Genomic DNA, 14891 nt, shown 5'->3' with positions numbered 1-14891 from the left:
CGGATCAGCGTCCGCAGGGTCGGGCTGAATGGCATGCGCCTGCACCCGGCCCATAGACGGGGTCGTCGAATCATGGTGCAGGAACTATCAGCAGTTTGCGGTTCGGGGCTCAAGCCCCGGGCGGGTTCCATCGCCCGAGGCTCATTCTAGGAGCCCAAGGGGACCGCAGCCGTCGCAGCTGCGAGACTGCTCATTCGGTGTGGTTTTCCGGGTCCAGGGTCAGCCGGTCGTCGTCGGCATCGTAGTCGAAGAGCTCGCCGTAGCGGCCCCAGGTGATGGCGGTGTCGAACTGCTGGACGGCCTCCCTGTCCGAGTGGTGGGCCCGCAGCAGATCCAGGATCAGGGAGCCGTGCAGGCTCTTGTCGTCGCTGTTCTTCAAGGCCCGGTCGATGATGCGGATCAGCGGAACATGATCCATCAGCATGCGTGAGAACATCTCCTTGCTCTCAAGGATGTCGGCATCGTGCCAGGCCCGGCCCTGGTCGGTCAGCCTGACATGCCCGTTGTCCGCCTGGAAGATGCCCAGCATGAGCCCGGCGTCGATCAGGGGGAAGAGGTCGTCCACCTCGAAGGAGAGCTTGGCGGCCAGGTCGGCCAGGTCCATGCCGTTGGGCTGGTTGACCATGACATCGGCCAGACCGGCCAGGCCGCCGGGGGTGGCGTCGGGCAGGTTGCGCTCGGCGGTCTCCTCGTCCCGCACCGAGTCCCGCACGGCCTGACGGTTGCGCACCTTGGTCTGCAGACGGCGGCGGATGTCCTCGCTGTCGCGCTGGCCGGTCAGGATGGAGTAGAGGTAGTCCACGCAGGACTGGAAGAGGTCGGACTGCTTGTCCCGAGGCCTGTCCAGGTTGATGGGCACGTCGGCGATGACCCGGCCGGGATGCGAGTCCAGGACCAGGACCCGGTCGGCCATCTCCACGGCCTCCTCGATGTTGTGGGTGACGATCAGGACCGACTTGACGCTGCCCGCCTCCTCGGACCAGACCTTGAGGACCTCCTGGCGAAGATTCTCGGCAGTCAGCACGTCCAGGGCGGAGAAGGGCTCGTCCATGAAGAGGGCGTCCGGCTTGAGGACCAGGGCCCGGGCGATGCCCACGCGCTGGCGCATGCCGCCGGAGAGCTCCTTGGGGTAGGCGCTCTCGAAGCCGTCAAGGCCGATGGCGTCGATGGCGGCCAGGGAGAGTTTCTCCCGCTCCTTCTTGGGCACGCCCCGGGCCTGCAGGCCCAGCTCCACGTTGTCCTTGACGGTCAGCCAGGGCATCAGGGCGAAGCTCTGGAAGACCAGAGCCACGCCGGGGTTGGGCCCGTCCAGCTGCTTGCCCCGGTATTCGACGCTGCCCTTGCTGGCCGGGACCAGGCCGGCCAGGATGCGCAGCAGGGTGGACTTGCCGGCGCCGGAGCGGCCCAGGATGGCCACCACCTCGCCCTCGTGCAGGGTGAAGTCGATGCTGTCCAGGACGGTCAGCTCCGCGCCCTTGTCGGACTGGTAGGTCTTGGTCACGTGCTCGGCCGTGATGATCCCGTTGGAATTGATCTTGGTCATTGTCGAACCTCTCAGACTTCTCATGTCAGGGAATAGCGCCGTTGTGCCAGTGATTGCAGGGGAGACCAGAAGAACCGGTCGGCCAGGACCACGAAGATGCTCATGACGGCCACCCCCAGGATGATGCGGGGAGTGTCGCCGGTGGCGGTCACCTGGGCGATGTAGGCACCTAGGCCCTTGGCCGTCAGCTCGGTCTTGCCGTAGGAGACCACCTCGGAGACGATGGAGGCGTTCCAGGCCCCGCCGGCCGCTGTGATGCCGCCGGTGCACCAGGAGCCGAACAGGGCCGGCAGGATCAGGGTCTTCCATCGCTGCCAGCGGTTCTGGCCCAGGCTGCGCGACATCTCCAGCAGGTCGTCGGGGATGGCCGAGGCCCCGGCGATGACGTTGAAGAGGATGTACCACTGGGTGCCCAGGGCCATGAGCAGGATGCTGCCCCAATTGATGTCGATCCGCCAGATGATGAAGACCATGGTGACGAAGGGGAAGATGAAGTTGGCGGGGAAGGAGGCCAGGATCTGCACCAGGGGCTGCAGGTAGCGGGAGATGCGCGGATTCATGCCGATCAGGGCGCCGATGGGCACCCAGACGATGGTGCAGACCACCATCAGGATCAGCACCCGCAGGAAGGTCAGCAGGCCCAGCTGGAAGACGTGGCCGACCTCGCCCAGGCCCAGCGGGCGGATGACCAGGCGGTCCAGCTGCCAGAGACCCCACAGGCCGATCAGGGCCAGGCAGGCCCACCAGACCAGGTCGCTTGCCCGCCTGCGTCCGCCGCCACGGCTCCAGCGCGCCCCGGTGCGGCCCAGGGGGCGGGTGATCCGGTCCAGCAGGTCGGCCAGGGGATGGCCCACCAGGCCCAAGAGGTCCTTGACCCCGGACAGGCGGATGACCGTGAGCACCAGGCTGCGCCGGGGCTCGGTGGACTGGCTGCTGGTGTAGCGGAACTTCTCGGCCCAGGCGGTCAGCGGCTTCCAGAGCAGGAAGTCAATCAGCAGCACCACCACGATCATGGTCAGGATGGCCAGGCCCACCTTGCCCAGGTCCTGCTCGGCGGTGGCCTCCTCCACGAAGGAACCGATGCCGGGCAGGGCCAGGGTCCTGTTGTTGACCGAGATCATCTCGGAGGCGGTCAGGAAGAACCAGCCGCCGCCCATGCTCATCATGCAGTTCCAGAGCAGGGGGATCATGGAGTTGGGCACATCCAGCTTCCAGAAGCGCTGCCAGCGGGTCAGGCGCATCAGCCTCACCGCCTCGTCCAGGTCGGCGGGCTCGCTGGTCAGGGAGTTATAGAAGGAGAAGGCCATGTTCCAGGCCTGGCTGGTGAAGATGGCGAAGATGGAGGCCGCCTCCACGCCCATGATGGACCCGGGGAAGAGGACCAGCCAGATGGAGATGGTGGCCGACAGGAAGCCCAGGACGGGCACCGACTGCAGGATGTCCAGCAGGGGGATGAGCACGGCGCCCAGGCGACGGGAGCGCGCGGCGGCCAGTCCGTAGAGGAAGGCGAAGACCAGGGAGATGATCAGGGCCGTGAACATGCGGAAGAGGGAGCGCAGCGCGTAGTAGGGCAGGTTGGCCGGGTCGGTGGAGACGTGCGAGGGTACGCCGGCGGGGCCGATGGGCGCGCCCAGGGCGGGCAGCAGATAGGCCAGGGCCCCCAGCAGGACCAGGGCGCCTATGGCTACGGCCAGGCCCGTCCATATGCGGGTGGAGCGCGATGCCTGGCTGCGGTCGTCGTTCAGTGGCGAACGGAGCATTCCTGGCAGTGCGACAGTATTCACGATGGCCTCCCTCCAAGGTGCGGAACATCCCTGTCGGCAGCCTCGAAGACGGCGTGGCGATCGGCCATGAGCCGACCATTGTCATCGTTCAAGCTTCGGCTTCGCATGGTATTTGGCCCTGCATTAGTCCCTGCCTTGATCCGACGGGGACTGTTGACCTGCGCGGGGTGTCTCCACCACTTTGCGGCAGCATGCCTTGTCCATGCGGTAGCTTCACCTACCGACCACCCAATAACATAGATGGGCCCAGGAGCCGTGTCAAGCATTTGCCAAACCAGCGTTGCCGTCCTTGCCAGGACTGACAATGACAAGGGTCTGCACGCAGTCGGTGCAGGCGCGAAATGAATGTAAGGAGCGAATCCCTATGAAGATCGTGGCAGTCACGGCCAACCCCGAACCCAAGAGTCTGACCGATGCGGCGGGCAACGCCCTGCTGGACGGGGCGGCCGAGGGCGGGGCTCGCACCGAGTTGATCGACCTTTGCGCCGAGGGGTTCAATCCCGTCTTCGGCATGGAGGACAGGACCCATTACCTGGGCCAGGGACCCATGCCCGAGGATGTCCAGGCCATGCAGGAGCGGATCAAGGATGCGGACGTGCTGGCACTGGTCTTCCCGGTCTACTGGTACAGCATGCCGGCCATCATGAAGGGCTTCATCGACCGGGTCATCTGCCGGGGCTTCGCTTACCACGCTGACGGAACCCCAGGTGCCTTGGCCAGACGTCGCGTGGAGCTGGTCATGCTGACCGGCGGCGACAAGGCATGGTACCAGTCCAGCGGCATCAGCGAGGCCCTGGACAACCAGCTGCGCAGGCAGACCTTCCTCAAGTACTGCCAGGCCGCGCAGGTGGAGACCATCTATGTGGACAATCTGGACTCGGGCAACGATGACCAGCAGGCGCGGGAGGCCGCCGACCGGCACCTGGTGGCCCTGGCCCTCAAGGGTCGTCAGCTGGCCGCAGGGACCGAGCCCGGAGCAGGCCAGGACGCCCAGTGACACTCAGCATCGGGTTCGTCTTCGATGACACCCTGGATGTGTTTGACGGGGTCCAGCAGCACATGCTGACCCTGGGACGGGAGCTGGGCAGGCGCGGCCACAGGGTCCAGTACCTGGTAGGCCAGACCGCCCACCCGCCGGTTGACGGGGTCCACTCCCTGTCCCGCAATGTCATGGTCTCCTTCAACGGCAACAGGATGCGCATACCGCTGCCAGCGCCCAAGGCGCCCATCCGCCGGGTCCTGGAGGCCGGGCACTTCGACCTGCTGCACGTCCAGGCCCCCTACAGCCCCTTCCTGGCCGGACGGGTCATCCGCGCCGCTAACCCGGCAACGGCCCTGGTGGCCACCTACCACATCGCCCCCACGGGAAACCTGCAGCTGCTGGGCGGACGGCTGCTGGGGAAGATCAACCGCAGGACCCACAGGCGCATCGACAGGGTCATCGCGGTCTCGCCTGTGGCGGCCAGCTATGCCCGGCAGACTGCCGGGGTGTCCAGCAGGGTGGTGGCCAACCCCGTGGACGTGGCTGCCCTGCGCCGGGCCCGTCAGGCCGCTGGAGACCAGGAGGTGGCGCGCCTGCACGGCCAGGGGCCGCATCTGGTCTTCCTGGGGCGGTTCGTGGCCCGCAAGGGGGCGGGGATTCTGCTGTCAGCCCTCCAGGCGGGGGAGCGGGCCGGCATCCTGCCCGAAGGCCTGCATGTGACCATGGCCGGCAAGGGCCCGCTGCTGGAGGACTGCCGTCGGAAGGCCGCCGCCCTGCGCACACCGGTGGCCTTCCCCGGATTTGTGGACGAGAAGGACAAGCCCGCCCTGCTGGCCTCCTCCGACCTGACCGTCTTCCCCTCCACCGGGGGCGAGTCCTTTGGCATCGTCCTGCTGGAGGCCATCGCCTCGGGCACGGCCCCTGTGCTGGCCGGGGACAATCCCGGCTACCGTTCCACCCTGATGGGCGACGAGCGGGCTCTGGTGCCCGTCGACTCGCCCAACACCCCCGGACTGCTGGCCCGGCGAATCGCTCAGGCCTTGGGGGACCCCTCCTGGAGGCGGAACGTGCGCCATGACCAGCTGGCGCTCTTGGATCGCTACGACGTGACCACCGTGGCCGATCAGGTGGAGGAGGTCTACCGGCAAGCCATCCAGGACCGCCGTCTCATGTAGGCTAGGTACATGTCATTCTTCGATTTCTTCGGTTCCATGTTCGACCCTGAGGGCGGTCCGGGCGGACCAGGCCGGCGTCGCAACGACGACGACCCGGTCATCCTGCATGTGCAGACCGATGGGGAGGGTCCCGGGGAGGGAGGCGGCGGCACGCCCCTCTTCCGTTTCTCCGGACCGGGTGACCCCAGGTTGACTGCGCGCAGAAATGATAGGGAAGGGCCTTCCCGGGGCTTGCGGATTCTGGGCGTGGTCGTGGCCGTCATCCTGGTCGTCCTCCTGCTCTTGTTTGGGCTCAGCCGTTTCATCACCGATGTCATGTGGTTTTCCCAGTTGGGGGCGGCACGGATCGTCTGGACCCAGCTGGGCATCAAGGTGGGCCTGTGGCTGGCCTACGCCCTGTTGCTGGCCGCGGTGACCCTGCTCTCGGCCGTCCTGGCCATCCGCAGCCGTCCCGATTCGCCTGACGGATCCACCATCAGGGTCAAGGGCGATCTGATCGAGGTCGGCAAGGGGGTCTCTTCACGCAAGGCGCTCAAGGTGGCCGCGGTGGTCTCTCTGGTCGTCGGCGTGTTCTTCGGCTTCCAGTTCAACGCCGACTGGAAGCAGGTGCTCCTGCTCTTCAACGCCCAATCCTTCGGGGTGCGCGATCCCCAGTTTGGCTTGGACAACGGTTTCTACGTCTTCATCCTGCCCGGCCTGCGGCTGCTGGTCTCCTCCCTGCTGATGATGCTGCTGGCGGCCACGGTCTTCAGCCTGGTCACCAACTTCCTCATGGGCGGCATCCGGCTGACCATGCCCGTGCAGGGCCGCGGCATTCTGGAGATGACCCGTTCCGCCCGTCGCCAGGTGGCCGTCTGGCTGGTCCTGTTCATGCTGGTCTGGGCCGGCGATACGGCCTTGGGCGTCTTCGGCAGGCTGACCGAGGAGGGCGATCGGATCACCGGCGCCTCCTACACCTCGGTCAAGGCGGCCATTCCCGTGACCCTGGTCATGGCTGTGGTCATGGCTTTGCTAGGCATCATCCTGGCTGTCTGGATTCTGAGATCGCCCACCCTGGAACCGGGCCGTGTCCATGCAGGATCGCTGGGGTCGGCCGTCAAGCAGTGGCGGGTTCCCGTCCTTGCTGTGGCCGTCACCGTTGTGCTGTCCCTGCTGCTGACCGTTTTCTGGCCGGCGCTGGTCCAGCGCTTCCGGGTCAACCCCAATGCCCAGGAGATGGAGTCCGCCTACATCCAGCGCAACATCACCGCCACCGCCCAGGCCTATGGGCTGGACAGGCTGAAGACCGAGGCCTATGACGCCACTACCGAGGTCCAGTCGGGCGCCCTCTCCCGTGATGCCGAGACCACCGCGCAGATCCGTCTGCTGGATCCCCAGGTGGTTTCGCCAACCTTCCGTCAGCTGCAGCAGTCCAAGCAGTACTACACCTTTGAGGACACCCTGGCCGTCGACAAGTACGACATTGACGGAGTCAGCCAGGACACGGTCATCGGCGCCCGCGAGCTGGACCTGGAGGGCAACGATAACCGCAACTGGGTCAACGACCACACGGTCTTCACCCACGGCTACGGGATCGTGGCCGCCTACGGCAACAAGGTCACCCCGGACGGGCAGCCCGAGTTCTTCGAGCAGGACATCCCCACGAAGGGCAAACTGACCGACAGCCAGCACTACGAGCCGAGGATCTACTTCTCGCCCAACGCGCCCGAGTACTCCATAGTCGGCGCGCCCCAGGGCTCCTCAGGCTGGGAGTTCGACTATCCCACCGGCTCCAAGGGAGCCACCAACACCTTCAAGGGCAACGGCGGCCCCTCGGTGGGCAACTTCCTGGCCCGGGTCCTCTACGCCATCCGCTTTGGATCCGACCAGATCCTCTTCTCGGACCGCGTCACCCCCGACTCGCAGATCCTCTACAACCGCTCGCCCAAGGAGCGCGTGGCCCAGATCGCCCCCTATCTGACCCTGGACGGACGCGTCTATCCGGCTGTGGTGGATGGACGGGTCAAGTGGATCGTCGACGGCTACACCACCTCCGACGCCTACCCCTATTCCCAGAAGGTGGATCTGGGGCCCATCACCCAGGACACGACCACCCTGAGCTCGGAGGCCGTCAAGGGCCTGGGCTCCCAGAAGGCCAACTACATCCGCAATTCCGTCAAGGCTACGGTCGATGCCTATGACGGCTCGGTGGATCTGTATGCCTGGGATGCCAAGGATCCGGTGCTCAAGGCCTGGCAGAAGGTCTTCCCCGGCCAGTTCAAGCCGCTCTCGTCCATCTCTGGCGATCTGATGAGCCATATGCGCTACCCGGAGAGCCTGTTCAAGGTGCAGCGCCAGCTCCTGTCCCAGTACCACGTCAACTCGGCCAGCCAGTTCTTCTCCGGCGAGGACTTCTGGCAGACCCCCGTGGATCCGACCGGGACCAGCAAGGAGCAGAAGGCCGGGGTCAAGCAGCCCCCCTACTATCTGACCCTGCAGACCCCGGGGACCGACAAGCCCGCTTTCTCGCTGACCTCCACCTTCATCCCCGCCGGCACCTCCACCAGGGAGATCCTGACCGGGTTCCTGTCCGTGGATTCCGACGCCGGGTCGACCAAGGGGGTGATAGGCCCCGACTACGGGACCATCCGGCTGATGGAGCTGCCCAAGAATTCCAATGTCCCCGGCCCAGGTCAGGCGCAGAACAACTTCAACTCGGATGCTGCGGTCTCCACCGAGCTCAACCTGCTCCAGTCCGGGTCCACCAAGGTCAAACGCGGCAACCTGCTGACCCTGCCCATAGGCGGCGGGCTGATCTACATCCAGCCGGTCTACGTCCAGTCCAGCGGCGCCACCAGCTTCCCCCTGCTCAAGCGGGTTTTGGTGGCCTTCGGGGACAAGGTGTCGTCGTCCGCCACCCTGGATGCGGCCCTTGACAAGACCTTCCAGGGCAATTCGGGCGCGTCTGCCGGCGATGCCGACAACACCGGACGCACCAATGCCGAGGCTGACCAGAGCAAGCAATCCGGTAAGGCCCCGGATAAGACCACCGGGTCCGGCGGGGCATCGGCCACAGGAGGGCAGGCACTGAAACAGGCCCTGGACAAGGCCAACCAGGCCATGAGCGAGGGCGATGCCGCCCTGAAGAAGGGCGACTTCAGCGCCTACGGCGAAGCGCAGAACCGTCTGCGCGAAGCCCTCAAGGAGGCCTCCGACCAGGAGGGCGGCAACAAGTGAGCGCCACCCCGCGCATCCGGCTCTGCCGCCGCGGGGACCTGGAGGCGGTCACCGCCATCTACAACCAGGCGGTCATGGACGGCGGTTCCACGGCGGATACGGCCCCGGTCAGCCTGGACCAGCGCCTGCAATGGTGGCTGGACCACGATCCGGACCAGGGCCATCCGGTCCTGGTCCTGGAGCAGGAGGGCAAGGTGCTGGCCTTCGGCTCCCTGTCGGCCTACTACGACCGGCCCGGCTACCAGGAGACCTGCGAGCTGGGCTACTACGTGGACCGCGGCAGCCGTGGACGTGGCCTGGGAGCCCTGATGGTCCATTCCCTGCTGGAGCGCGCCCAGCAGGTGGGCATGCGTCTGGCCGTGGCCATCATCTTCGATGACAACTCGGCTTCCAAGGCCCTGCTGCACCGGTTCGGGTTCAGCCGCTTCGGCCTCCTGCCCCAGGCCGCCTGGGACCGGTTCGCCCTGCATGATGTCTCCTACTGGAGCCTGTCCCTTGAGCGAAACGGGGTCGGGGAGCCTGTGTAGAATCTCACCGTCCCGTTTGAGAGCAGGAGGTATCACCTACATGGCATCCGATTTCTGGCTGATGGCCGGACTGGGCAACCCGGGTGACGAGTACAAGGGCACCAGGCACAACATGGGCTTCATGTGCGCCGATCTGCTGGCCGAACGATGGTCGGTCAACCTGCGCGACCACAAGGGCCTGGCCCAGCTGGGCCGTGGCACTCTGGATCTTGACGGACGCCGCATACCCTTCTTCCTGGCCAAGCCGCTGACCTTCATGAACGACTCCGGCGATGCCCTGGCCTCCATCTGCTCTTACTACCACATACCTGTTGGCCGGGTCGTGGTCATCCATGACGATATGGACCTGGAGTTCGGCAGGATCAAGGTCAAGGCCGGCGGGTCCTCGGGCGGGCACAATGGCATTCGTTCCATCGACCGCTCCCTGGGCAGCAACGCCTACGCCCGGGTCCGCATGGGCGTGGGGCATGCCCGAGGAGGTCCTGACGCCCATCGGCGCACTGTGGATTGGGTTCTGGGCACTTTTGCCGGCGAGCAGCGCAAGCGTCTGCCCGAGTTCCTGGCCGATGGCGCGGACGCCGCGGAAACCGTAATCATCAAGGGCCTCAGCCAGGCTCAGGAGCAGTTCAATGGTCGATGAACATACCCAGAAGGCGGAGTCACAGGAATCGCTGAACGGGTCCCTGCGTCCCCTCCTGGACGACCTGCAGGCAGACGCTGCCTTCACCAGATTGGTCCAAGGAGACTCCCAGCCTGCCGCCGACACCGACACCTCCCTCATGGTCCAGGCTCCCCAGGGCATCAGGCCAGCCCTGGCGGCCGCAGCTGCTGGACGTGCCCCAGTCGTCCTGGTGGTCCCCTCCGAGCGTGACGCCCAGGAGATGACCGGCGCCATCCGCTCCTGGTATGAGGGCGACCCGGGTGATGTGGCCCTGCTGCGCTCCTGGGAGACCCTGCCTCACGAACGGCTCTCGCCCCGGGCAGACACCGTGGCCTCCCGGATGGCCGTCTTCAGGCGGCTGGCCCATCCGGTCCAGGGCGACCCTGACTTCGGACCCATCCGCATCCTGGTCATGCCCGTGCGATCCCTGCTGCAGCCGGTGGTCAAGGGTCTGCAGGATGTGGAGCCCCTGGTCTTTCTGCGCGGCCAGGACCTGCCCCTGGATCAGGCCGTCGAAGCTCTGGTCCGCAACGCCTACACCCGGGTGGACCTGGTCATGGAGCGCGGCCAGTTCGCCGTCCGAGGCGGTATCCTGGATGTTTTCGTCCCCACCATGGCCCACCCGGTGCGCATCGAGTTCTTCGGCGACGAGGTGGACACCATCCGCAGCTTTCACGCCTCCGACCAGCGCACCTACGGCCCTGACCTGGACCGGATCTGGGCGCCGCCCTGCCGCGAGCTGCAGCTGACCGACCAGGTCCGCGCCCGCGCCCGCTCCCTGATCGGGAGCATCCCCAACGCCGACGACATGCTGGAGTCCATCGCCCAGGCCATTCCGGTGGAGGGGATGGAGTCCCTCCTGCCTGCCCTGGTCGACGATCTGGTGCCGGTAGGGTCCATGCTGCCCGAGGGCGCTCTGATTCTGCTGTCGGAGCCGCAGCTGCTGGCCCGCTCCGCCCAGGACCTGGTCAAGACGGCCAACGAGTTCCTGGCCGCCAGCTGGCATGTGGCAGCCTCCGGGCAGGGCTCGGGCGCGCCCATCAGCTTCGACAGGGCCAGCTTCCTGGACTACGACGAGGTCATCTCATCCCTGGAGTACCGCAAGGGGGAGGTCTGGAAGCTGACCGACCTTTCGGTGGACCCGGACCGGGAGGGGGCCGAGCGTCTGGATGCCCTGGCGCCGGACCAGTACCGTGGCGACGAGGATCGGGCCGCCTCGGGCATTGCCTCCCTGCTTGAGCGCGGCGACCAGGTTGTGGTGACCGCTCCGGCCCAGGGGACGCTCAGCCGTCTGCGTCGGGCCGTGCAGACCACCGGTGTTGTCGGGGTGGAATATCACCGCTCCCTGGCCGTGGACGGCTTCGTGGACCAGTCCGCCCACCTGGCCCTGCTGACCGAGCGGGACCTGACCGGGCGCACCAGCGTGGCCGCAGGCAGCAAGACCTCCAACCGCCGGCGCAAGGCCATCGACCTGGACGAACTCAAGCCCGGCGACTACGTGGTCCACGACCAGCACGGCATCGGCCGCTTTCTGGGCATGCGCCAGCGCAGCGTGGGCGTGGGCCCCAGCAAGGGCAGCAGGGAGTACCTGGTCCTGGAGTACGCCCCCTCCAAACGCAACGCCCCGCCAGACAAGCTCTTCGTGCCGGCCGACCAGCTGGACCAGGTCAGCCGTTACATCGGCGCCGAGATCCCCAGGCTCAACAAGCTGGGCGGATCCGACTGGTCGGCCACCAAGGCCAAGGCCCGCAAGCACGTCCACAAGATCGCCCAGGGCCTGGTCAAGCTCTATTCGGCCCGGCAGCGCACCAAGGGCTTCGCCTTCAGCCCCGACACCCCCTGGCAGAAGGAGCTGGAGGATGCCTTCCCCTACCAGGAGACCCCCGACCAGCTGACCGCCATCGACGAGGTCAAGGCCGACATGGAGAAGCCGGTGCCCATGGACCGCCTGATCTGCGGGGATGTAGGCTTCGGCAAGACCGAAATAGCCATTCGCGCCGCTTTCAAGGCCGTCCAGGACGGCAAGCAGGTGGTGGTTCTGGTGCCCACGACCCTGCTGGTCCAGCAGCACTACCAGACCTTCACCGAGCGCTTCGAGGGCTTCCCGGTGGATGTGGCCGCCATGAGCCGTTTCCAGACCGCCAAGGAGAACCAGGCCACCATGGAGGGCCTGGCCAGCGGGGCTGTGGACGTGGTCATCGGCACCCACAAGCTGCTCAACCCCCGCATCCGCTTCAAGGATCTGGGCCTGATGATCGTGGACGAGGAGCAGCGCTTCGGCGTGGAGGCCAAGGAGACCCTCAAGGCCATGCGGACCAACGTGGACGTCCTGTCCCTGTCGGCCACGCCCATTCCGCGCACCCTGGAGATGGCCGTGACCGGCATCCGGGAGATGTCCACTCTGGCCACGCCCCCCGAGGATCGTCTGCCGGTGCTGACCTATGTGGGCGCCTACGAGGATGCCCAGGTGACGGCGGCCATTCGCCGCGAGCTTCTGCGCGGGGGGCAGATCTTCTACATTCACAACCGGGTGGAGGACATCGGCAAGATCTCAGCCAAGGTGCAGACCCTGGTCCCCGAGGCCAAGGTGGGCGTGGCCCACGGCAAGATGGGGGAGAAGCAGCTGGACGGGGTCATCCGCGACTTCTGGCACCGGGACATCGATGTGCTGGTCTGCACCACCATCGTCGAGACCGGCCTGGATATTCCCAACGCCAACACGCTGATTGTGGACCGGGCCGACCGCTTCGGGCTCTCCCAGCTCCACCAGCTGCGCGGCCGGGTGGGGCGAGGCCGGGAGCGCGCCTACGCCTACTTCCTCTACGACCCCAGCAAGCCCATGACCCAGACCGCCCACGACCGGCTGGCCACCATCGCCCAGAACACGGCCCTGGGATCCGGCTACGACGTGGCCATGAAGGACCTGGAGCTGCGCGGCACCGGCAACCTGCTGGGCGACGAGCAGTCCGGCCATATCGAGGGGGTCGGCTTCGACCTCTACGTGCGCATGGTCTCCGAGGCGGTGGAAGAGTACAAGGAGCCCGGACGGACCGAGCCGGTCACCGTCAGCATCGACCTGCCTCTGGAGGCCTCCATTCCGGTGGACTACATCGACTCGGACAAGCTGCGTCTGGAGGCCTACCGCAAGCTGGCCTCGGCCCGCAACGAGCATGATCTGCGCGACCTGCACGAGGAGCTGACCGACCGCTACGGTCGTCCGCCGGCCCAGTTCGATACCCTCTTCGCGGTGGCCAGGCTGCGGGCCAAGGCTCGCTCCCTGGGCATTTCGGAGATCGCCTCCCAGGGCTCCCGGGTGCGGATCAGGCCCGTGACCATGCCCGACTCCCTGCAGGCCAGGATCGCAAGAATATACAAGGGCAGCCAGTACCGCCCGGTGACGCAGACCCTGCTGATCCCGGCGCCCTTCGCGGGCTCCCTGGGTTCAGGACCCATGGATTCGGCGGCCATGACCTCCTGGGTGGACACCCTGCTGGACGACCTGGCCTGGGGGCTGCCCAAGTCCTCCGACGATGGCACGCCAACGGTTCCCGCCCCCGTCCAACAAAACTAGTATCCTGTAAGAGACATCACAACAACTTATTGAAGGAGCAGTTGTGGCAGCAATTGAAAGCGTGTTCGCGCGCGAAATTCTTGATTCCCGTGGCAACCCGACCGTCGAGGTCGTTCTGCAGACCGAGGACGGCGCCGAGGGGCGTGGTCTGGTTCCTTCCGGTGCTTCCACCGGCGAGGCCGAGGCCTGGGAACGTAGGGATGGCGACAAGAAGCGCTATCAGGGCAAGGGTGTGCTGGACGCCGTCAAGGCGGTCAATGAGACCATCGCTCCCAACGTCATCGGCATGGACGCCACCGATCAGCGCGCCCTGGACGAGACCATGATTGATCTGGACGGCACCCCCAACAAGGGCAAGCTGGGCGCCAACGCCATTCTGGGCGTCTCCCTGGCTGCGCTCTATGCGGCTGCCGAGTCCGCCGAGCTGCCTCTCTACCGTTACCTGGGCGGCACCAACGGCCACATCCTGCCTGTGCCCAACATGAACATCATGAACGGCGGCGCCCATGCTGACTTCGCCACCGACATCCAGGAGTACATGATCTCCCCCTACGGATTCGACTCCTACCGGGAGGCCCTGCGCGCCGGCGTCGAGGTCTACCACACCCTCAAGGGCATCCTGAAGAAGGACGGCCACGAGACCGGCCTGGGCGACGAGGGCGGCTTCGCCCCCAAGATGAAGTCCAACGAGGACTCCCTGAAGTACATCGTCGACGCCATTGAAGCTGCCGGCTACGAGCCCGGCAAGCAGATCGGCCTCTGCCTGGACGTGGCCTCCTCGGAGTTCTACAACAAGGACACCGACAAGTACCGCTTCGACGGCGAGGACCGCGACGCCGACTACATGCTGGACTACTACCAGGGCCTGGTCGAGCGCTACCCGCTGGTCTCCATCGAGGATCCCTTCGCTGAGGAGGACTGGGGCGCCTGGCAGAAGATCACCGCCGCCATGGGCGACCGCCTGCAGTTCGTGGGCGACGACCTGCTGGTGACCAACCCCAAGAGGCTGCAGAAGGGCATCGACCTGAAGGCCGCCAACTCCCTGCTGGTCAAGCTCAACCAGATCGGCACCGTGACCGAGACCCTGGACGCCATCGAGCTGGCCACCGCCAACGGGTTCACCTCCATGGTTTCCCACCGTTCCGGCGAGACCTCCGACACCACCATCGCCGACCTGGCCGTGGCCAAGAACACCCGCCAGATCAAGACCGGCGCTCCGGCCCGTGGCGAGCGCATCGCCAAGTACAACCGACTGCTGGAGATCGAGGAGGAGCTGGGCTCCACCGCCGAGTACGCCGGCTACAGCGCCTTCAAGGCCTGCAAGAAGTACACCAAGTAAGGTCTTGCCAGCCGGGCCGGACACCTTGCAGGTTTTGACCCGACTGTGAAGTCTTTCACCCGTGGCGGTCCGCGTCGGCTGCCGCGGGTATTT

At 66.2% G+C, this 14891-nt stretch carries 9 protein-coding genes and 2 riboswitches; of the genes, 7 read left to right on the top strand and 2 right to left on the bottom strand.

All coding sequences use genetic code 11. From position 1 onward, the window contains the following. Window positions 1-71: 71 nt before the first annotated feature. Window positions 72-144, bottom strand: a riboswitch (Fluoride riboswitch). Between the two features lie 46 nt (window positions 145-190). Together H3T92_RS00855 and H3T92_RS00850 are read right to left on the bottom strand one after the other, a co-directional pair. Then, window positions 191-1543, bottom strand: a complete 1353-nt coding sequence (locus H3T92_RS00855) for an ABC transporter ATP-binding protein (protein ID WP_390458251.1) — start codon at window positions 1541-1543, stop codon at window positions 191-193. 20 nt (window positions 1544-1563) lie between these two features. Further along, entirely contained in the window at window positions 1564-3303 is a 1740-nt protein-coding gene (locus H3T92_RS00850) for an ABC transporter permease (RefSeq protein WP_198189411.1), read from the bottom strand. Between the two features lie 97 nt (window positions 3304-3400). After that, window positions 3401-3559: riboswitch (M-box (ykoK) riboswitch) on the bottom strand. Between the two features lie 132 nt (window positions 3560-3691). Between H3T92_RS00850 and H3T92_RS00845 the strand changes: the two genes are divergently transcribed. The 7 genes from H3T92_RS00845 to eno are packed head-to-tail and all read left to right on the top strand — an operon-like array spanning window position 3692 to window position 14798. Then, the gene (locus H3T92_RS00845) at window positions 3692-4324 is read left to right on the top strand and encodes an NAD(P)H-dependent oxidoreductase (protein ID WP_198189236.1); all 633 of its coding nucleotides are present in this window, start codon (window positions 3692-3694) and stop codon (window positions 4322-4324) included. Next, the gene (locus H3T92_RS00840) at window positions 4321-5484 is read left to right on the top strand and encodes a glycosyltransferase family 4 protein (RefSeq protein WP_198189235.1); all 1164 of its coding nucleotides are present in this window, start codon (window positions 4321-4323) and stop codon (window positions 5482-5484) included. Before H3T92_RS00845 ends, H3T92_RS00840 begins: the two co-directional genes overlap by 4 nt. 9 nt (window positions 5485-5493) lie before the next feature. Beyond that, window positions 5494-8700: a UPF0182 family membrane protein gene (locus H3T92_RS00835; RefSeq protein WP_198189234.1), complete on the top strand. Its 3207-nt coding sequence runs from the start codon at window positions 5494-5496 to the stop codon at window positions 8698-8700. Then, on the top strand, window positions 8697-9227 hold the full coding sequence (locus H3T92_RS00830; RefSeq protein ID WP_144085707.1) for a GNAT family N-acetyltransferase: 531 nt from the start codon (window positions 8697-8699) through the stop codon (window positions 9225-9227). The genes H3T92_RS00835 and H3T92_RS00830 overlap by 4 nt, the downstream gene beginning before the upstream one ends. A 40-nt stretch (window positions 9228-9267) precedes the next feature. Next, window positions 9268-9867 carry an aminoacyl-tRNA hydrolase gene (gene pth, locus H3T92_RS00825; protein WP_144085706.1) on the top strand — a complete coding sequence of 200 codons (600 nt, stop codon included), beginning with the start codon at window positions 9268-9270 and terminating at the stop codon, window positions 9865-9867. After that, window positions 9857-13459 (top strand): transcription-repair coupling factor, encoded by a 3603-nt coding sequence (mfd, locus tag H3T92_RS00820; RefSeq protein WP_144085705.1) that lies wholly within the window; start codon window positions 9857-9859, stop codon window positions 13457-13459. The genes pth and mfd overlap by 11 nt, the downstream gene beginning before the upstream one ends. A gap of 43 nt (window positions 13460-13502) precedes the next feature. Beyond that, window positions 13503-14798: a phosphopyruvate hydratase gene (eno, locus tag H3T92_RS00815; RefSeq protein WP_144085704.1), complete on the top strand. Its 1296-nt coding sequence runs from the start codon at window positions 13503-13505 to the stop codon at window positions 14796-14798. Window positions 14799-14891 lie beyond the last annotated feature (93 nt).

The sequence above is a fragment of the Bifidobacterium sp. W8112 genome (genome assembly GCF_016101425.1).
In the GTDB taxonomy this organism is placed as follows: domain Bacteria; phylum Actinomycetota; class Actinomycetes; order Actinomycetales; family Bifidobacteriaceae; genus Bombiscardovia; species Bombiscardovia apousia.
This window is presented reverse-complemented; position numbering and strand designations above follow the sequence as displayed.